The sequence below is a fragment of the Arthrobacter sp. PsM3 genome (assembly GCF_030433895.1).
In the GTDB taxonomy this organism is placed as follows: domain Bacteria; phylum Actinomycetota; class Actinomycetes; order Actinomycetales; family Micrococcaceae; genus Arthrobacter.
Window position 1 is genome coordinate 1 of the sequence record NZ_JARUXE010000023.1, and the last position, 17,880, is coordinate 17,880.

Here is a 17,880-nt window from a genome sequence, read left to right on the forward strand (position 1 = left end):
GCGCCCCCGCGAGGTACGCCGTGTTCGCCTTCCATTTGGGGACAAAGGTGGCATTAAGTGCCGCTTTGGTGGCGGTCCCTGTGCCGTTGACGGCGGCGGCGATGGCGGCGTCCGTGGGAAGGACGTTGGAGCCATCCGCGCCAGGGTTGCCCTTGAACTGGCCGGCCGCGATTCGGTTGGCGACGTCTGCCGTCGCGGCCGCTCCCGCGTTGGATGCGGCCGACTCGGCAGCGACCTTCGCAGCGATGGCCTCGTTGCGGAGTCCATCGTAGGAGAAGAAGAATCCCTCGAAGTTGCCGGACTTCCACTTGACCTTGGGAATCGTGACGATGGTCGGCGGGATGAAGCCGTAGTCGTTGGACGTGAGCGGGTTCGGGAGGGGCTGCCCGTTCGCGTCCTTGATCGTAATCGGGGACGCGCCGGCGAGGTCGGACGGGTCGTAGAAGTAGATGGACCCGCCGCGGACCACGTTCTCAGGGTTGAGCGGGTCCACGACGAGCTGCATGTCGAGGGGATAGTCGGTCATCGGGGATGCCCTGCTTTCTTCATGGTCTTCGGGGTGGGGGAGGGCAGGTCAGGCGCGGTGGTCTGGGCCCGGCGCGCGATCGAGAGCGTCGGCCACGGCCAGCAGCGCGGTGGATTGTTCGGATGCCGGCAGGGACTCCGCGAAGTTGCGCCAGTCAGATCCGGTCAGCGGCGCCGTGTTGTGCCAGCCCTCGAGCTGAGTGCGGGAGATCGTCAGGTTCGCGGCGGCGGTGTGCTGGGCAGAGGCGGAATCCTTGCCGTACGTGGGGGCCTGTGCGGAGCCGAGGACGGCCCGGGTCAGCCAGTCAGGGAGGCGCGGTTCCAGCCATCGCCAGAACGCGTACCAAGTAGCGATGATGACCGCCGTCACGATCGGCAGGATCACGTCGGAGAGGCCCAGCAGATGCGCCTCGAGCGGGGACAGCAGCGGGGCGAACCCGATGAGCCAGGCGATCAGTGAACCCCAGAGGGCCGGGACGACGGTGCGGAGGATGGAGGTCAGCAGCATTACTGGCCCACCTGCTTGGCTTCGTCGATCTCGGACTGGGCCATCTGGACGAACGTTGCCCCCGCGGCGGCGGCGACGTCCCATTCGTCCTTGGGGATGCCCCGCAATAGGCCGTTGGCTTCGCGGGAGTAGATGGTGTCTTCGGCGTCGCCCTTCACGTACTGGGCTGCTGCGCCGCCCCGGAGGACCGCGAGGGCCGCCTGGCCGACGTAGCCGGTGACGGGGTCAGTGATTGCCGCTTGGAACGACAGTAGAAGCTGCTTGGTGCGGGCGAGGTCGGCCCGGTCCTGATCGGTGAACATGTCGTCTTCCTCTGCTGTCGGGGTGGTGCTTTGCGGGGTAATGGTTCCGGCCGCTGCCATGCCGTTGCCGAAGAACGGTTCCGGGTTGGTCCGGCCGTAAATGAGGCCGCCGCCGGTGCTGTAGGTGTTGTCCACCAGCGCCTCGACGTGGAGGTGTGGGTCGACTCCACCGGTGCCGCCGGAGAGGGCGATCACCTGGCCCTCGGTAACTCGGTCGCCTATGTTCAGCGGGGCCTTGGAGAGGTGCGCATAGACGCCGATCCAGCTCTGGTGTTGGATGACCGTGACGATGCCGGGGAATCCCTTGTAGAGATACCAGCGTTTGCGGTATCCGGCGTTCGAGTCATCGCCCGGGAGTTTCGTGCCCCAGTCGGCCCAGAGGACGACGCCGTCGGCCATCGCGTGGACCGGCGTTCCTTCGGGGCATTTGAAGTCCGCGCCGGCGTGCCCGTCCGGCTGATAGTTCCCGTAGAGCCGGACGTACCAGCCGACCGTGTCAGGCGTCCAGCTGGGCGCCACCCCCGCGGTCTTCATGGACCCGAACGGCTGATTGATTTCAAACTCTGCTGATACTGGCCTCATGGCTTCTCCTCAGGGGGTGGTTTCTTCAGGGTCGGCCAGGGCCGGAGCTCGCGGTCTGTGACGCCGTGCTCGGTGCAGTCGCGGCGCAGCTGGGAGGCGTACTCCATGATCAGGCGCCGGTTGTGCGCCTCGAGGTCGGCACGAGCGCGCTCTTTCTCGGCGTCCGCCCATGCCTCGTTGCGCTGCTCTTTCATGCCCACGTTGCGGATCCGCTCGCGGCCGGCGGTCCCGTTGAAGTACTTCACGACGCCGTTCACGATCACCACCAGCGCGCCGCTGCTGCCGAGGACACCGAAAGCGGCTACCAGTAGTTGTGCGGAATCCATCGGCCTACCGTTCAGGGTCGAAGGCGTAGCGCCTTGTTTTTACGAGGCGGGCGGCGAAGGCAAGGATGGAGAAGATCACGTAGCAGAGGGAGGCAATGCGGAGGCTTGGCTGGGAGACCGGAAGAGCTGCAAGCGAGACGCCGTAAATGGCCATCGCAAACATACACAGGATTGCCCCGCCGCGCTCGAGGAACCATGCGCCTTGCAGGGCGGTGGCTGCGCCGATCCCGCCGCCGATGATGAGCATCCACGCCCAGCAGATCACCAGCGTCAGTCCGAGGCTTGACTGCACGGTTCGGGGTGGGTCGCTCACGACGGCGAGCCCAAGTCCGAACACCGCCAGATAGGCGAAGAAGTAGATGACGGACAGTGCCCGGGGCTCTTGGATGCGGAGCCAGATGGCGAGTAGTGCTGTGCTCATGCCGCTCACCAGCCGATCGCGATCCAGTTGCAGCGGACGGTTGCCTCGACCTGTGGCGCGCCGTTGTAGCGCTCGACGGACACGACGACGCCAGTTTTGTTGCCGGTGCCCCACGGTGAGCCGCCCGCCACGCCGAACGTAAGTGCCGCCTGGATGGCCCGGTCGAGGTTCATGTCACCGTTGGACGGAACGAACGTCAGCAGGCCATTCGGGAAGGGCTTCGGGAAGGGAAGCTGCACGAAGCCTGAAGTGTCGGTCTTCAATACCGATGTGCCGCCCTGCACGAAGAACGCAGCGGCCGACGCAGCGTCGCCAGACAGTGCGGGGCCTGCGCCGAAGAGTGGGATGGCTCCGTAATAGGAGACTTGCGACCACCCGAGAGTGCTGCTGGCGCCGATCTGGTAAGCCCAGACAGTGCCGTTGATGTTGATCTCCGTGCCGGGCTTCGTCATGTAGGTCTTCACGAGATCGTCTTTGGCGAACAGCGCGCCGTTGCCGGCCCACACGCGCAGGTCAACGATCTTTGCCGGAGCACTCAAGCCGCCCTGCCACTGGACCAGCGCAATCGGCTGGTCATCTTCGACGCCGGGGCCAATCTTGCGGGCCGCGGGAATCTCCATCGTGGTTCCGCCCGGAATGGCAACAAGGGTGGAAGGACCGCCCAAGCTGTTCTGCCAGTTGCGGCGAACAACGATCAAGTCCCAGCGGGTGCCGGATGCGAGCGTGCCACACTGCACAACCTGGTCAGTCCCCGCCGTGTCCGTGACACCGTGCCCGTGAGCCCGGCCCGCCTTCGACAGCACCGCGTACGGGATCGACGGGTGAGCGGTCACCTCAAAGTCGCCGACGCCGTAGACGCCATAATCAGGCGCCCCGGTTCGGTTCTTGGCCCGGTCGGTTTCGGTCACAACACCGTCATAAAAGACGCTGGTCAAAGCCATTAGCGGGCCTTCCTGTCTGCATTGTCGCGCTGTAGGGCGCGGATTCTTTTGGCGAGGTTCAGGTCCGGGTCGTCAGCGCGTTCGCCAACGATGGGGGTTGCCGTGTCGCCGTCCTTATCCCACGAGAGACGGGCCTCCCGGAGGACGTCCGTGAACGCCTGGCCGTTGATCAGGGCAGTCACGCGGTCCCCCACGCGGAGCCCGTCGCCGCCGTAGCGGAAGTGCTTGGTTTCGGATAGCTCGAGCGACAGGCCGGCCATCGGTGCGCCGTCGGCAAGGACCTCGGCTGCACGGTCTGCGTAGATGTCGCCGGAGGATGAGTCGCGGGCGTCCTGCATGACCTCGATGATGTCGTTCCATGCGGTCTCGCGGGCTGTTTCCTTGAAGCCCCGGAATTCGCGGGCAACACCCTCGCCTTGGCCGCCGACGACTACGCGCGTAGCGCTTGGTGCCGCGAGAGTGTAAGTGCCGCCGGTGACGGTTCCGTTCTCCGGGGAGAGTTCGTGCGGGTAGTCGCGGGGCGTGTAGCAGTCCAGTAGCAGTCCGGCGCCTTCCTGCCGGACCGTCACGCCGATGCCCGCCTGATCGACCGCCGGGAAGAGCCGGTCGTAGGCGGGGTGGAATCGGAATGTGTACGTGCCCGATGCGCCGCGCCCCAGTGAAGGGGCCACGGTCAGCGGGAAGCCGAGCCGTGCCGCGTTCTCAGCCATGACCGTCTTCACGACAGTCTCGGCCGGACCCGTGATGGACCGGTACTCCACGTCCTGCCCGTTGAGCGGCGCCGCAGGTTTCGGCCACGCCAGCCAGTTGTTCAGGATTCGGGCATCGTCCTCCACCGTGAAGCTCAGCGTCGCCGCGGAAGTGAACTGCCCGCCGGCCAGGCGCACCGGCCCGGACATCTGAAATTCGCCGTGCCGGTAGATCATGACGCGCGCGCCCGGGCCCATGAGGTCGGCCGCCCGCAGGTGGTCTGCTTCGATACTGAATGTGGCCGTGGACTTCATGTTGTGCCGGATGGTCGGCTTCAAATCGAGCGGCCGCCCAACCCAGCCCCGGAACTCCCAGCCCTTGTAAACGAGGATCTCGTACGGGATCTCGGAAGCCATCTACCATGCCCTCCGATACTTGTTGCGCACCTCGGCAATCACTGTGCCGGTGCCCGTCATCTGGATAGTCAGGGGCCGGTCCTGCCCGCGGGGGATAGCGACGAACGCAGACGCCGGGTCAAGTTCCGGCGTCCGGTCAACCGAAGAAATGAGCGCCTTAGCGTTCGCATCCCAAGGCCCATACCAAAGCACCTGACCGTTCACCGGATCCGTATCGATCTGCACCGCGTAGCCTGCCGGGATGTCGAATGGAACACTGATGTCGTTCCCGCCAACACCGAACGAGACAGCAGTCGTCGGGCCGATAACAGTCCACACTGGGTACGCTGGCACGTCGCCGTCGTTCGTGAACGTCGCCGATCCCAGCGCGCCGCCCTGGGATAGGTAATGGATGGCGTCGGCTGGGTAGCCGTACGTCGTCCGGTCCTCCGGGGTGATGTAGTAGTTCCGCAGATCGCCTTGGCCCCATGACTGTGCGACCGTGTCGCCAAGCCAATACGGCTGATCGGCAAGCAGGCTAATCGCGTACTTAGCCCAGCCGCGCTGGATTGGATCATGGGTGAGGTCGCCGTCGGCGCTGATGAGACGCAGCCCCAGCGTCCGGCGGCTGCCGTCAGGCAGGGTCGCCGTCCACGTCCCTTCCACGTCCGTGTCGAGCGACGCCCAGAAAGCGCGGTCCCGCTCCATGAACTCGGCGGAACCCTCATCCGAGTACAGGTACAGCGGCCAGAACACGTCGCGGTCCTTCGTGGACGTGCCCCGGTGTCGGGAGCCTGCAACCATCGGCGAAGAGCTCGACAGCCGATCAAAGGACGGAAGGTGCAGGCCGCGCACGCCCGGCTGCAGGAACAACCCCGAAGCCGGGCGTGTGAGATCCCATTCGGAACCGTCCCAGCCCCGCCATGTGAGGCTGAAACCTCGCCACGGCGGGACCGGGGGCGCCGGCGGAATGTAAGGGATGGCGTAAGCGATACCCACTGAAAAGCCTCCCTAGATTCCGAAAGCGGCGAACGTGTCCCGGCGCTTCGTTTCGATACGGTGTGCGACCTCGTCCGGGTCCCAGCCGACGTTGCCGTGGAAATTGACATCGCCCCGGCCACCACCCTGCGAGGCAAGGCGGCTGATGTCCGACCACTGCTGCGGGTTGAGAATCGCCTCGGGCTTGCCAGTGCGGTTCACAACCTGCGAGATACCCGGAGGCAAGATGCCGCCCAGGTCATACAGCGCCGGATCCCCAGCCGCCGACCCCTTGCCGCCCGTGATGAGATCAGAGACGGACGTGAACAGCTTCTTGCCGATGCCCACCGCAATATCGGCCATGATGCCCGCCGCGGGGAACGCCGTCTTGAACTGCGAGAGCAGCCCGTCGATGATGCCCGCCAGCGGATTGAAGCCACCGCCAGAAGGAGCACCAGCCCCGGACAGGTAGTCGTAAGGGTTGACGTCGTTGGGCCAGCCGCCGGCGAAGGTGCCGAAGTGCAGGTGAGGACCCGATGTGATGCCGGTGTTGCCCGACAGCGCGATCTGCTGCCCGGCGCGCACCATGTCGCCGACCTTCACGGCCATTGACGACAGGTGAGCGAACCACGACTGAATGCCGGAACCGCCATCGACGTGGACCTCGTTGCCGCCCCACACGCCCGGGGCCCGGGCGCCAGGACCAGACCACGAGACGCGCCCGTTCTCCGTAGCGAAGACCGGGGTGCCGACCGATGCTGCGAAGTCGACGCCCTTGTGGATCCGGTTGTAGCCCTGCGTCTCCATGAGGCTCTTCAGCGGGTTGACGAAGCCGCCCTTTGCGTAGCCGGCGAGTGACTTGGCCATCGCGTAAAGGTTCGCTACGCCCGCCTTGCGGGTCTGCTCCTTGGTGAAGACGAACTCGCCGCCGTGGACGATGCCGGCAGGCTCGTCCTTGCCGCCGTCGCCCGTGTAGCCGCCATTCATGAACCCTGCAGGCAGGGCCACGCGGGGCAGCTTGTCGATGCCCGGGAGGACATTGGCGATGTTGTTGAACGCGCCTATCAGGCCATCATTGATGACAGTGTCGATGACGAACCGGACAGGGGCCTTGGCGATCTCCTGCAGCCCATCCCAGAACTTCTTGATGAACCCGACGCCGTCCTCAAACGCCTTCGGGATAACCCTCGTAATGAAGTCCGACAGCGTATCGAAGACCGGCCTGATGACGTAGTCCCAGACCCACTTGATCGCCGAACCGATCCCATCGAAGGCGGGCTTGATGACGTTCTCATACAGCCACGTGAAAGCAGGGGCCAGAGTGTTGTTGATGAAGCCCAAAACAGCGTCGAACACGGGCTTGATGACATAGTCCCAAACCCACTTGATAGCGTTGCCGATCCCGTCAAACACCGGCCGGATGACGTTCTCATACAGCCACGTGAAGACTGCCGGAAGGACCACCGTGAACATGTTCACCCACGCATCAAAGGTGGGCTTCATGACGTTGTCCCAGACCCAAGAGATGGCCGCGCCAATCCCGTCGAAGACAGGCTTGATGACGGACTCGTACAGCCAGGTGAAGGCCGCCGCGAGCACGTCGTGGAAGAACCCGACTACCGTGTTGAAGATCGCAACAGCGCCGTTCCACCAATCCGCGATCGTTGCGCCGATCCCTGCGAAAGCCTCCATTGCCCGGTCCCAGAAGAACTTGAATAGCGGGACCACGATGTTCTCGATGACCGAGGCGACGAGCTGGAAGATGCCCCGGAAGAACAGGTAGAAGCCACCCACGATGACGGCGATGGAGTCGAAGACTGGCTTGATGGCCGTCTCGTAGAAAGCGGTAAAGACGCCCCCAACGAAGCCAACAGCCGCGCTGATCCCGTCGAAGACAGGCTTGATGATCGACTCATAGATCCATGTGAAGACCGCGGCGATACCGTCGAATACGGGCTTGATGATGTCCGTCCACAGCCAGTTGAAGAAGTCGCCAACCGACTTGATGGCGTCGTTCCACGCGGGGATTGCCGTGCCGGTGAACCAGTCGATGACGCCTCTGATGACATCGCCGATCCAGCGGAATGCGCCGTCTACCATGTCCTTGAACCAGCCGATATTGTTGTAGGCCAGAACGAGCGCAGCGCCGATAGCGATCACGGCGCCGATGATCCAGCCGACCGGGCCGAGGGCAATGAACCATGCCGCCGCGATCTTGACAGCCTGAATGGTCGCTTGGGCGCCCATAGCAATCCACGCGCCAACGACAACGGCTGCACTAGCCAGCGCCGAAGCCGCCAGTGCGATCCAGCCGCCAACCTGGACGGTTACGGACCACGAGTGGGTGAATGCGGACTTCGTGGCGGAGATCTGGGTCTTCGTCCAAGCTAAGACCTGCTCACCGGCAGACTTGAGCGCCTCGATGCCGAGTGCGACCCAGTGCGGGATGAGGACCAGCACAATGAGCCCGGCGATGATCCCGATGGGTTCGCGCATATCCCAGAGGAACTTGGCGACGTCGCCGCCAACAGTGATTACCTTCTTGAGGGCGTCAGGGATTTTCAGGACCATTTCCCTGACGGTCAGGAGGAAGTCGACGAATCGGGAATCCTCTTCCCACCCGAAAGCCGCTTGAAGCTTGCCGGTGTAGTCGCCGCCGACGAGTAGGTCATAAAGCCCCTGCGCGCCGTCGCGGACCTTCAGCAGGAAGTCCACGAGCGGGGAGTCTTCCTCCCAGCCGAACGCCTTAGTCAGGGCCCCCGTGAAGTCACCCTTGACGATTAGGTCGTAGAGTCCCTGAGCGCCAGCAATGGCCTTGTCCAGGAAGACTCCGATGGCGACACCGGCGACTTTCGCGCCTTCCTCCAGAGGCTTCAGCCACTCGATGGCGTTGGAGAAGAACGCCTGAATCTTCGGGTAGACGCCCGACAGTAGTGACGCGCCGATGCGCCCGACGGCGGCCATCGTGTTCTTGAATGCGCCCTGCAGAGTCTTGCCCGATTCGAGAGCAGCCCCGCCGAGGCCCTTCTCCATCGCCTTCTGGAAGGTGTCGAAACCAATCTTGCCGGCCGAGGCAAGAGCGATTGTTTCGTCAGCAGTGGTGCCGAGCTCCTGACCCAACAGCTGCACGATGGGGATACCGGCATCATTGAGCTGGGCGATCACGTCGCCCTGAATCTTGTTTGAGGAAGCTACCTTCGAAAAGATCGCCCCCATTTCCCCCATTCCGACGCCCGCAATAGTGGCAGCGTCTCCGGTGAGCTTCAGCGTCCGCTCGAGTTCTTTGCCCGGCTTGACCCCGGCGGCTACCGCCGTGGCAGCTACGGTGGCGGCCTCATCCAAGCCGAAGGCCGTACCTTTCACGGCGGCCATGGCATCGTTCATGATGCCCGTTACAGCTTCAGCGGAGTGTCCCAATCCAGACAGCTTCGCCTTTGCCTCCTCGATCGCCTGCAGGCGGCCGAAGCCTTTAGTCAGCGCGACAGTCAGACCGCCGACGGCCGCTGTGCCTATTGCGACAGCGCCCCACTTGAACGCCTTGCCCATAGCGTCGCCGAGTTTGCTGGTCTTCTTTTCGGCCGATTCTGACTCGTTGCCGACGTTCTTGAGCTTCTTCTCCAACTCAGCGGAAGCCGTTGTTGCGCCCTGCTGAGCGGCCGCAAGATCAGCCGTCGCCGTGGCGAGGCTCTTCTCTGCCTCCTCACGGCTCCCTGTGGCCGCTGCGGCCTTCCGCCGAGCATCCGCCAGCTTCTCCTCAGCGGCAGCAATCTGTGAAGCCTTGGCAGTGCCAGAGTCCCGGACTTCCTGAAGCTTCAGCTCCGCCACGCGAACCGTGCCCAGAGCCTTAGTCTCAGCTTCCGTCGAGGCGACAATCTTTGACTGCGACGCGGTGATCTGAGCCTGGGACTTGGAGATGACCTGGTTGAGTTGGGCAACTTCGGCCTTGAGCTTTGCAGCGGCCTCAGCGAATCCGCTGGACACGCCCTTGCCCATGCTGGAGCCGGCCGACTTGCCGGCTACCGCTGCCGCCCCGTCCATTATCTTGCCGATTTCAGCCTGGGTGCCCTTGAATGTCGGCTTGACAAGGATTTCTGCTACGCCGATGACGGGCATGGGGCCTCCAATATTTAGATGTCAGATATCGCCGGAATCGAACCCGAACTGCTGGACGAACATCTCGGCCCAGCCGCGTTCCGCCGCCGCGATGGCACGGTCAATCTCGGTGTACGGGGCAGGGAACGGCTTCTCTTCGCCAGGCTTCCCGCCGGCCGCCGCGATGCTGACCTGCCGCAGTCCCTTGATGGCGTGCAGGATCTCGCGCAGCATGGTGATGTTCAGGTCGAACTCAGAAATTTTGGGTGACCACGCCTCGGCGTCGTCCGGTCGGTCTAGCCGCATCTGCGCCAATGACGCCGCCGCTTCCGGGTCGTTCGCAATTGCCTCGTTGAGCCTGCAGGCGGTGGGCAGGTTGTCGATCAGCTCGAGCAACCCGATCCAGCGCCCGGCCGCATACCACTCCGCCAGATCCACGCCGAACTCCCGAAGAAGATCAGCGCGGATCTGGGGGCGGTAACGGGCGATCAGCTCGCGGAGGCGGTGCCGTTTCCCGGAGTGCCGACCGTCTGCTCGTAGTACGAAATGGCGGCCTGGACGACGGCGCCCAGCTCGCGAATGGAGAGCTTCTCCGCCTTCAGCGCGGCCACGTCAGCAGCAGAAAGCCACTTTTCGAGGGCGCCCCAGTTGGTCGCGGTCTGATTCAATGCGCCGAAGACTTCTTCGGCCTCGGTTGATTCGAGGGCGAACAGGTCGGGGAAGGTGATGGTCTTCGAACCGGTGAGCGCCACACGGAACGGATCCGGCTTGGCGACCTCCTTGCGGAGCGCGGTGAGGGAAAGGTGGACGGTCGGCTTGTCTACGGCCATGGTGTTGCCTCCGGGTGTGAGGGGTTGGGGTTACTTGGCGGTCTTGGGTGCGTCAGCCTTGGCGGCGTCAGCTTCGCGAACATCGGCCGTGCGGGCCTTCTCTTCCACGAACCCGTCGCGGCGCAGCTCGGCGGCCTCGGTAGCGACGGCGGTCTCGATGGTCAGGCCATCCTTGATGAAGCGGGGCATATCGGCTCCTAAAATTTCGGGTGTCAGGTGGAAACGGTGCGCGGCGCCACACCCGGAGAACGCCGCGCACCGTGATTGGGGGAAGGGCTAGGAGCCCTGCGTGAAGCCGAGGGCCAGCTTGTTCTTCACAGCGCCCGTGCCGCCCATGTAGTGCTTCACCGGGACGCCGACCACGGCGTCGGTGAACACGTCGAACGTGAGCGAATCCTGGAGGGCGTCGCCCGTGCCCCACTTCTGGGAATCGGTGGACGCGAGCTTCACCGAACCGTAGCCGCGGGCCAGGATCCAGTTGTCGGCGGCCGGTCCGTCCGAGCCGATGATGAGCATCCGGTACTCCTGGCCAACGGGCAGGTCCGGCTCATCAATGACGATTTCGCCGTTGGCGAGGGTCTGCGTGACGGCGGACAGGTCCGTGCCGAGGGTGAGTTCCAGCATGTGCTTCTTGCCGGTCTCCAGCGCGGTCATCTTGACCGAGCGGGCCACCGACTCGACGTCGGAGCGGACCGGGGATGCGTAGCCGAGTGCGGACACGTCAGCCTTGGACACATCCCGCCCGAACTCGTACCCGTCCGGGGTGACGAGGCCGACCGGCAGCCAGCCCGCAACCTTGAGGTCGATGAGTGAGCCGCCGGCCATGAACAGCGTGGTCGGCAGCGGCACGGTCTTGGGGGCGATGAAGGCCAAGGCCTTCTGGATCTTGCGGACAAGGTTCCGGTTGTCGGAATCGAGGCGCTGAGTGTCGAGCGTAGGCATGGGAAATAGACCCCTTTCAAGGGCTCAGAGTTAGTTGATTCCCCGAACGGGGTTTAGAGGGGCCGGGACGTTACCAGGAAGGTCGCCACAGCCTTGTTGAGGGTGTCTGACTGGTAGGGAACGTCCGCGGGGGTGATGTCGGCCGCGATGCCGTCGACGTACCCGGATGGGGTGTCGATGGCCTCGCCGACGATGGACGCGCTGATGGACTCCAGCGTGTTCAACGCCTGCTGGCCCGGGGCGTAGACCTCGATCGTTGCCCGGTCAACGCGATCAACAAAACCGCGGGTGCCGCCGGTGACGTAGATCAGGGCCAGCGGGAACGGGCCCTCAATCGCGCCGTAGCTATTAGCTGGGATCTGGTAGACCGCCGTCACCGGTGCGCCGAGGTGCGTGGCGTCGTTGATCAGGTCGAACAGGGCGTCGCGGGTGTCAGGGAAGACGAGTGCTTCGATTATTCGGCCCTCACCCTCATCGAGTCCGCCACGCGCAGCAGGATCGCATCACGCGTGTCTTTCCAGTCCGGCCGGGACTCACGGACCACGGCGCCGGCACGCTTCTCGTTCTGCCAGCCAGCAAGGACAGTCGTCGGCGCCGCCTCATACTCGCCGCGGCCCACTGCCTGCGCATTGCCGGCCAGCAGCTGAGCAGCTGCCAGTGTCGCGTCACCGATAGCCGAGGTTGTGCCGAGCTCCCGGAGCCCAGTATCGTCCGCCTTGTAGGAGCGGGAGCCCCTCACTCGTTGTAGCGCCATTAGGCCAGCACCAACCCAACCTCGACACCGTGTGGCCAGTCGCCCACACGTCCATCCACAGACCACGTGCCAGCCATGCGTGCGCCCGCGGGAACGCGGATCCGGTCATCAGGCAGGAACGTGAAGCCCGGGTCCCGGTAAAGCACGGCGGTGGAACTGACGACGTCGGCGCGGTAAACCGGCTCCGCAGTCGCCCGCGGCGCGATAAGGCACCCAGTCACCGTGATCTCGGTCGTGGGCAAGGGGTTGCCCTTCGCATCCCGGCCGCCGCCACGCAGCACAGTCACCGAAGTCAGCCAGGACTTAGGGAACTTCCTGACGAGCGACTTCCGCGGCATGCTGTAGTCGCCTGGGAAAGCGTAGGCGACGCCCATCAGGCGCCGCCCGGGCGAATGGTCCAGGCTTGGCGCCGCGGACGTGACTTACCCAGCAGCCGCTTGTCCGCGGCCGTCAGGTAGAGATTGCCGTCCGGGTTCAGAACCTTGCCGCCCATGGAGAACGGGCCGGTCCCGAACTGGAAGGACTCGAACCCGGCCGCTGGCGCTTCATCGGCGACGTCGAGGGACCGTTTGACCATCCGGCACACAACGAGTCGCGGGATGTCCGGGTCAATGATTCCATCGAGGATCCGTGCGTCAAGATCCGGGTAGTTGCCGCGGACCTCAACGGACGCCTCGTGGAGCTTCTGAGTAGCGGCGGTTTCATCCTCAGCAAGCAGCCCGGACCAATGGGCCCTCAGATCCGCCAGTGTCGCATAGTCGGCGGCCATGGTGGCTACTTCCGGGTACGGCCGCGGCGCGGAGCTGCGGCAGTGAAATTGGGGACGGCGTCGAGAGCTTCAGGCTCTTCGTCGTCGCGCTCGGATTCGTCAGACTCGGTCTCGGGGTCCAGATCAGAGTCCACTTCGGAATCCTCGTCCGCGTCCGGAACCAGCGCATCGGCCGGAGAGTCGGGAACCAGGCAGTGATCGCCCACCTTGCCCTCGGCCCAGTCCGGCAGTTCGTCGCCGGGCGCCAGCGAGGCCAGCGCGCCATCGGGTCCCCAGAGGGTGACGTGCGCATTCAGTGTTCGTGACATGTTCTCTCCTTGTCAGGGCCGGGAAGGCGGCGGGCATTGCTGCCCGCCGCCGACTCGGTTACAGGACGGTGGCGGCCAGCGTCAGGTTGGTGTTCGCCGGGACGGGCAGGGCGATGGCGGAAGCCTTCGTCCACAGGCCGACAGGGTCCTTGTCGGAGTAGGAGCCCACTACGACGCCCGGGGCATCGGTGGAATCAATCCCGTAGTCGGAGTCGAGCGCTTCGGCGGTGACGCCCCAGAGGGTTTCGCCGAGCTTCCGGTCGGACGGAGGCAGGAAGAGCACCTTAGCCGGGTTGATGATCGACTTTGCGTTGCCGTCGTCGCCCTCGACCTGGGCCTCGTAGATGCTCAGTGCCGGAAGGCCGAACGACTGGAACAGCGCGTTGATCGCGTCGATCGTCACGATCTGCTGCGTCGAACCGGTCGGCAGGGTCATGGCCCGGATGGCCGAGTTGCGCATCAGCGAGGACTGCACAGACTGGCTGGTGAGGGTAGCGCCGGGGCGCACGCCGTTGGTCGCCACGTAGATCTGCTGCCAAGCAAGCAGGTCGTCGATGGGGTTGGACCCTTCGACGTTCCACTTGGTGGCGGCGGTCTGCGTGTGCGTCGCCTTCCGGCCGAAGTCAGCCTCGATGGTGAGGCCATTCTCTGCGATGGTCACCTTGCCATCTGAAAGTGCCTCACCGCGGGCGACCTCAACGCGGGCGTGGATGCCCTTGGCCAGATCCACGGCGTCGTTGAGGATTGCGTCCACGATGCCGGCGTCAAGCTTCCGCATCTTGAGCCGGTCATACTCGGACAACCGCCGCTTCTCCGAGATCGGGGGAATCTCACCACTGAGGCGGTCAACACCCCGGCGGCCGGAGATCGGGGACTCGGTGTCCCATGCGCGGTACTTTGCGACGCGGGCCAGCCCGCCGCCACCGGTCGTGACGCGGAAGTCGATGTCATCGGTCTCCACATCAGGCAGGTAGGCCGAAAGCCCGAAGGCGTTCTGCGGCAGATCAGACAGGGCTTCACGGACGTATCCGGTCAGCTCCGTGGGAGTGATGTAATCACTGGAAAGAACAAGTGCCATGGTGCGCCTCCTTAGGCGAAGATGATCCGGCCAGCGGCAGAAGTCTGCCCGCCAGCGTCGACGGATACGGGCAGCTTGGCGGCGATGACGCGGCCATGCTCAAGCAGTGCAGCGCCGACCGGCGTCGCGGGGTCGGCCGGAGCGGAGACCGGAGTGAACAGAAATCCCGCCACGGTCTTGGTCGTGAGCCAAAGCCCGAACTTGCCGCTGGGCAGCTTCTGAAGAGGCAGTCCCGACTTCAGGTAGCCGTCCGGGTAGTGCGTTGCTTTGGTGAACGTGGAAACGTCCAGGGTGATGCTCTGCGCGGCGGCGGTGCCGTGCGCAGATCCAAGCCATGACTGATCGTCCTGGCCGAAAGACGCCCGCTTGATAGCGATGTCCATGGTCCCTCCTAAGGGGAAAGTGGGTTACTTTTTCTTGCGACTCGCGTAGAGATCGCGGCCGGCGGCTACGGAACCGCCAGCAGGGTTGTTGTCGCCGGTGCGCTTGCCGGACCGGTCAACCGGATCCGGCTTCGGAGCTTTCCCTTCAGCACGGGCATGCAGCTCGGAGAGCTTCTTGGCGGAGGCGAGGTAGCTGGCCTCGTCCGTCCCGGTCACCAAGTCTTGGTAGTCCTTGGGTACTGGGTGCTCCGCCAATGCGGCGAGACGGGCGTTGGTGGCCTTGAGCTTCGCGTTCTCAGCCGCCTGGTCGTCTCGTTCCTTCTGCGCCTTCTGGATGTCGGACAGCTTGGCGTCCTCGGCCGCCTGGATCTTCGCTTCGGCTGCGGTCGCTCGCTTCTCGGCGGCTTCAGCTCGAGCCCGCTCAGACTGCAGAGCTTTGATGCCGCCCTCGCCGAGCTTCTCGTCGGCAGCCTTAGCGGCTGCCGCGGCATCGGATGCCGCTTTTGCTTCGGCGTCTGCCGCTGCCTTCGCGGCGGCTTCCTCGTCGGTTTCCATGACGGCGTCCCCGAAGGTCTTCCGGTGGAACGCCATCAACGCAGTGAGTCCGCCGGGGGCGGTGATATCAATGCCGTGGGGGAACTGCTTTTTCAATGGGAAAGCTCCTTCGTGAATGCCGCATCGCACGGCGAAAAACCCTGCCCGCATCGCACGGAAGGGAACCTAGTGGGTGTGGACGCCGTCGGTGACGCTGCCCGGGAACTCCCGGCGCATCGCCGCGGCAATGTCCTTCATGTCACCCGACCCGGCAGCGTCACGCGCCACCGAATACATGTCGTAGAAGTCATCCGGCAGGTAGCCTTCGGGGTAATCGTCGCCAGCTCGCAGCGGGACCGCCTGGCAGTCACAGAATCCGTGGTAGGTCTCGCCATCAGCCCGTGTCTCCGCCGACTTTTCAGAAACGTAGACCGCGTCGCGCGATGCAAGAATCAGGCACCACGAGCAGGTCTTCGGCCCGGACGGTACCCGGGCCCATGAAGCGCCCTCACGGTCGGCATTCCACGTAATCGTGTTCCGGCCGGACTGCTTCACGTATTTGTCGGTTGCAATGGTCAGCGCCGATAGCATCGCCGCCGGTTCAGGAGTCCAGAGGTGGCGGGCCAGATACCTGACCTTCTCTTCGACACGGACGCTCGGGATAGCTGCCGGGGCAGGGGTGGCCCGGAATCGGCCAGCCACTCCAGAGTCGGCCCGCTGCTCCTCATACCAGTCCAACGCCAGCACACCGGCGACCTCCCCATACTGGGATACCAGCAGAGGCATAAACTCCAGCAGAGCGTTGCGCGCCGCCTCCGGACGGGACAGATCGAGCGCCGCGAAATAGGCGGCCAACTCGGCTTCCACCCGGCCCGAAAGCTCAGCGGACGCCGTCCGGTAGCGCTCAATGGAAGCGGGGTCCACCATGGCTACGCGCCCTCGCGGATCGTGATCAGGTTGCCGGGGATGAAGGTCACGCCCTCAAGTCCGGCCTGCTGTGCGGCCGATGCTGCATCAACGCCAGCACGACGAAGAACGCCCAGCGCGTCAGCCTTGGCCTTGAGCACCTGCGCCTCTGTAAGTCGCTCATCCACAGGTGCGCCGGCGCCATCGCTGAATACCGGCGATGCAGAGGACTTCGCAGCCGCCATGAGAGCATCAAGGCGGGTGCCGCCAGCCAGTTTCGATTGATACGTTTTCATCCGCTCGATCTGATCCTTGCCCAACCCGTAGACCTCCATCGCAACCTCCGGGTCACCCTCGGGGAACGTCTGCGTGAACTTCAATCCGGCGTCAGCCTGGGCGGCCTTCGACGGTGTCCCGGGGTCCTTGAAGTGCGCCCTCAGGCCGCGAAGCTCGGCCTCCATGGCGGGCGTCCATTCGCCGTACTTCACGGCCAGGACGTTGCGTGCGAGGTCGACGCGGGACATCCCGATGCTTTCCAGCTCGCCCTCGACGACGGAAGTCAGGTCAGCTTCGGAGGCGCGGATCGCGTCCGCGGATGAAGGATTGTCGTGGATGATGCCGAGGTAGCCAACCGGGATCGACGTCTCACTGGCCACCATCAGCCCGATAGTCTTCAGCATTTCTCCGTGCGGCTGCATCGAAGCCTGCGAGAGCTGCTGCAGCGTCGGCTTGACCAGATCGCCGGTTTCCTCATCGCGGGTATTTGGAAGGGCCCAGACGCCGCCAATGAGAGCGTCCAGCGGGGATATGCGCTTACCCTTCGCATCGAGGAAGTGCTCTTCCTCAGCGCCAAGCAGGGCGCGCTGCGGGGCACCATAGAACTCAGCATTGACTTCCTGCCGAAGCATCGTCCGGCATCCCATGTCGATGTAACCCATCAGCGGCCGGGTGATCCGCGAGTAACCGAACGGGCGATCAAGAGAGCGTCCCCACACGTACGGGGAGCACGTCACTCGGCCTGCAACACCGACGTACGTCCGCGTTACCATCCACTTCTTCTCGATGAACTGAATGCGCAGGGTTTCGCCCGGCACGTAGAGCAGCGCCTCCCACCGGCCAACGAGCTCAAGAGCCATGGTCACCCGGTTGGTGCGGGTATCGATCTCCGCCGTCGCCTCAAGAGCGGTGCGGGCAGCCACGATGACATCAGGTTCGCCATTCCCGGAATCGCCCGGAGTCACGAAAACGAAAGACACCGAATGCTGCAGGGATGACTCGATGGCCATGCGCTCTATCGCGGCAAAGTGATTATCACCGAAGACTTCATCGATGTCATCCAGCATCGTTGAAGCGCGGCCCAGCGTGAATCCGTCCGGCCGAATCCGACGGGCCGGCACCTTCACGGCCTTGTTGGCCCAGCCGATGGCAACCTGGAAGTCCTGCATGTGCGGCGGGATCGAGAACCCGATCTTGTCCAGACGCTTCTTCGCATCGAAGTACGACGTCCGCAAGCGGTTACGATCCGTCTTGCGACGAACCACCGTCAACATCCGATTGAACGCCGCCGCCTCAAAATCACTCAGAGGGCGCACCAACTCCAGACCAGCCAAGCGGGC

At 64.4% G+C, this 17,880-nt stretch carries 23 protein-coding genes; all 23 read right to left on the reverse strand.

What is annotated here, in order from left to right; genetic code table 11:
• Positions 1-526: hypothetical protein (locus QCD75_RS13050; protein ID WP_301229244.1), on the reverse strand; the 526-nt coding region annotated here is incomplete at its 3' end.
• Positions 527-574: 48 nt separating this feature from the next.
• On the reverse strand, positions 575-1,033 hold the full coding sequence (locus tag QCD75_RS13055) for a hypothetical protein (RefSeq protein ID WP_301229245.1): 459 nt from the start codon (positions 1,031-1,033) through the stop codon (positions 575-577).
• Positions 1,033-1,917 carry a peptidoglycan DD-metalloendopeptidase family protein gene (locus tag QCD75_RS13060; RefSeq protein WP_301229247.1) on the reverse strand — a complete coding sequence of 295 codons (885 nt, stop codon included), beginning with the start codon at positions 1,915-1,917 and terminating at the stop codon, positions 1,033-1,035. Before QCD75_RS13060 ends, QCD75_RS13055 begins: the two co-directional genes overlap by 1 nt.
• Positions 1,914-2,243, reverse strand: coding sequence for a hypothetical protein (locus tag QCD75_RS13065; protein WP_301229249.1), 330 nt, complete (start codon positions 2,241-2,243; stop codon positions 1,914-1,916). Before QCD75_RS13065 ends, QCD75_RS13060 begins: the two co-directional genes overlap by 4 nt.
• A 4-nt stretch (positions 2,244-2,247) precedes the next feature.
• Complete coding sequence (locus QCD75_RS13070; protein ID WP_301229250.1) at positions 2,248-2,664, reverse strand: hypothetical protein; 417 nt, start codon at positions 2,662-2,664, stop codon at positions 2,248-2,250.
• Between the two features lie 5 nt (positions 2,665-2,669).
• Positions 2,670-3,605 carry a hypothetical protein gene (locus tag QCD75_RS13075; RefSeq protein ID WP_301229252.1) on the reverse strand — a complete coding sequence of 312 codons (936 nt, stop codon included), beginning with the start codon at positions 3,603-3,605 and terminating at the stop codon, positions 2,670-2,672.
• Positions 3,605-4,711 (reverse strand): Gp37-like protein, encoded by a 1,107-nt coding sequence (locus QCD75_RS13080; protein WP_301229254.1) that lies wholly within the window; start codon positions 4,709-4,711, stop codon positions 3,605-3,607. Before QCD75_RS13080 ends, QCD75_RS13075 begins: the two co-directional genes overlap by 1 nt.
• Entirely contained in the window at positions 4,712-5,689 is a 978-nt protein-coding gene (locus tag QCD75_RS13085; RefSeq protein WP_301229256.1) for a hypothetical protein, read from the reverse strand. It lies immediately after the preceding gene.
• Between the two features lie 12 nt (positions 5,690-5,701).
• Positions 5,702-9,781, reverse strand: a complete 4,080-nt coding sequence (locus tag QCD75_RS22375) for a peptidoglycan DD-metalloendopeptidase family protein (RefSeq protein WP_441005484.1) — start codon at positions 9,779-9,781, stop codon at positions 5,702-5,704.
• A gap of 21 nt (positions 9,782-9,802) precedes the next feature.
• Positions 9,803-10,198 (reverse strand): hypothetical protein, encoded by a 396-nt coding sequence (locus QCD75_RS13105; protein WP_301229258.1) that lies wholly within the window; start codon positions 10,196-10,198, stop codon positions 9,803-9,805.
• Positions 10,199-10,248: 50 nt separating this feature from the next.
• On the reverse strand, positions 10,249-10,590 hold the full coding sequence (locus QCD75_RS13110; RefSeq protein ID WP_301229260.1) for a hypothetical protein: 342 nt from the start codon (positions 10,588-10,590) through the stop codon (positions 10,249-10,251).
• A 30-nt stretch (positions 10,591-10,620) separates the two neighbouring features.
• Positions 10,621-10,779, reverse strand: a complete 159-nt coding sequence (locus tag QCD75_RS13115) for a hypothetical protein (protein WP_301229262.1) — start codon at positions 10,777-10,779, stop codon at positions 10,621-10,623.
• Positions 10,780-10,866: 87 nt separating this feature from the next.
• Positions 10,867-11,532, reverse strand: coding sequence for a hypothetical protein (locus QCD75_RS13120; protein ID WP_301229264.1), 666 nt, complete (start codon positions 11,530-11,532; stop codon positions 10,867-10,869).
• A gap of 53 nt (positions 11,533-11,585) precedes the next feature.
• Entirely contained in the window at positions 11,586-11,909 is a 324-nt protein-coding gene (locus QCD75_RS13125; RefSeq protein WP_301229266.1) for a hypothetical protein, read from the reverse strand.
• Between the two features lie 77 nt (positions 11,910-11,986).
• Positions 11,987-12,286, reverse strand: coding sequence for a hypothetical protein (locus tag QCD75_RS13130; RefSeq protein WP_301229268.1), 300 nt, complete (start codon positions 12,284-12,286; stop codon positions 11,987-11,989).
• On the reverse strand, positions 12,286-12,660 hold the full coding sequence (locus QCD75_RS13135; RefSeq protein ID WP_301229271.1) for a hypothetical protein: 375 nt from the start codon (positions 12,658-12,660) through the stop codon (positions 12,286-12,288). Before QCD75_RS13135 ends, QCD75_RS13130 begins: the two co-directional genes overlap by 1 nt.
• Positions 12,660-13,055 carry a hypothetical protein gene (locus tag QCD75_RS13140; protein ID WP_301229273.1) on the reverse strand — a complete coding sequence of 132 codons (396 nt, stop codon included), beginning with the start codon at positions 13,053-13,055 and terminating at the stop codon, positions 12,660-12,662. The genes QCD75_RS13135 and QCD75_RS13140 overlap by 1 nt, the downstream gene beginning before the upstream one ends.
• 5 nt (positions 13,056-13,060) lie before the next feature.
• Positions 13,061-13,363: a hypothetical protein gene (locus QCD75_RS13145; RefSeq protein ID WP_301229275.1), complete on the reverse strand. Its 303-nt coding sequence runs from the start codon at positions 13,361-13,363 to the stop codon at positions 13,061-13,063.
• A 58-nt stretch (positions 13,364-13,421) separates the two neighbouring features.
• Positions 13,422-14,441: a major capsid protein gene (locus QCD75_RS13150; protein WP_301229277.1), complete on the reverse strand. Its 1,020-nt coding sequence runs from the start codon at positions 14,439-14,441 to the stop codon at positions 13,422-13,424.
• An 11-nt stretch (positions 14,442-14,452) separates the two neighbouring features.
• Positions 14,453-14,824 (reverse strand): head decoration protein, encoded by a 372-nt coding sequence (locus QCD75_RS13155; protein ID WP_301229279.1) that lies wholly within the window; start codon positions 14,822-14,824, stop codon positions 14,453-14,455.
• Between the two features lie 24 nt (positions 14,825-14,848).
• Positions 14,849-15,475 carry a hypothetical protein gene (locus QCD75_RS13160; RefSeq protein WP_301229281.1) on the reverse strand — a complete coding sequence of 209 codons (627 nt, stop codon included), beginning with the start codon at positions 15,473-15,475 and terminating at the stop codon, positions 14,849-14,851.
• Between the two features lie 69 nt (positions 15,476-15,544).
• Entirely contained in the window at positions 15,545-16,285 is a 741-nt protein-coding gene (locus QCD75_RS13165; protein ID WP_301229283.1) for a VG15 protein, read from the reverse strand.
• A gap of 2 nt (positions 16,286-16,287) precedes the next feature.
• Complete coding sequence (locus QCD75_RS13170) at positions 16,288-17,874, reverse strand: hypothetical protein (protein ID WP_301229285.1); 1,587 nt, start codon at positions 17,872-17,874, stop codon at positions 16,288-16,290.
• Positions 17,875-17,880: the final 6 nt, after the last annotated feature.

Bases quoted from the DNA above. Each gene is read 5' to 3' on its own strand.
- QCD75_RS13150 (WP_301229277.1), bottom strand. From the start codon at position 14,441: ATGGCACTTGTTCTTTCCAGTGATTACATCACTCCCACGGAGCTGACC.
- QCD75_RS13060 (WP_301229247.1), bottom strand. From the start codon at position 1,917: ATGAGGCCAGTATCAGCAGAGTTTGAAATCAATCAGCCGTTCGGGTCC.
- QCD75_RS13130 (WP_301229268.1), bottom strand. From the start codon at position 12,286: ATGGCGCTACAACGAGTGAGGGGCTCCCGCTCCTACAAGGCGGACGAT.
- QCD75_RS13110 (WP_301229260.1), bottom strand. From the start codon at position 10,590: ATGGCCGTAGACAAGCCGACCGTCCACCTTTCCCTCACCGCGCTCCGC.
- QCD75_RS13055 (WP_301229245.1), bottom strand. From the start codon at position 1,033: ATGCTGCTGACCTCCATCCTCCGCACCGTCGTCCCGGCCCTCTGGGGT.
- QCD75_RS13135 (WP_301229271.1), bottom strand. From the start codon at position 12,660: ATGGGCGTCGCCTACGCTTTCCCAGGCGACTACAGCATGCCGCGGAAG.
- QCD75_RS13115 (WP_301229262.1), bottom strand. From the start codon at position 10,779: ATGCCCCGCTTCATCAAGGATGGCCTGACCATCGAGACCGCCGTCGCT.
- QCD75_RS22375 (WP_441005484.1), bottom strand. From the start codon at position 9,781: ATGCCCGTCATCGGCGTAGCAGAAATCCTTGTCAAGCCGACATTCAAG.
- QCD75_RS13075 (WP_301229252.1), bottom strand. From the start codon at position 3,605: ATGGCTTTGACCAGCGTCTTTTATGACGGTGTTGTGACCGAAACCGAC.
- QCD75_RS13145 (WP_301229275.1), bottom strand. From the start codon at position 13,363: ATGTCACGAACACTGAATGCGCACGTCACCCTCTGGGGACCCGATGGC.
- QCD75_RS13155 (WP_301229279.1), bottom strand. From the start codon at position 14,824: ATGGACATCGCTATCAAGCGGGCGTCTTTCGGCCAGGACGATCAGTCA.
- QCD75_RS13165 (WP_301229283.1), bottom strand. From the start codon at position 16,285: ATGGTGGACCCCGCTTCCATTGAGCGCTACCGGACGGCGTCCGCTGAG.
- QCD75_RS13120 (WP_301229264.1), bottom strand. From the start codon at position 11,532: ATGCCTACGCTCGACACTCAGCGCCTCGATTCCGACAACCGGAACCTT.
- QCD75_RS13080 (WP_301229254.1), bottom strand. From the start codon at position 4,711: ATGGCTTCCGAGATCCCGTACGAGATCCTCGTTTACAAGGGCTGGGAG.
- QCD75_RS13070 (WP_301229250.1), bottom strand. From the start codon at position 2,664: ATGAGCACAGCACTACTCGCCATCTGGCTCCGCATCCAAGAGCCCCGG.
- QCD75_RS13140 (WP_301229273.1), bottom strand. From the start codon at position 13,055: ATGGCCGCCGACTATGCGACACTGGCGGATCTGAGGGCCCATTGGTCC.
- QCD75_RS13065 (WP_301229249.1), bottom strand. From the start codon at position 2,243: ATGGATTCCGCACAACTACTGGTAGCCGCTTTCGGTGTCCTCGGCAGC.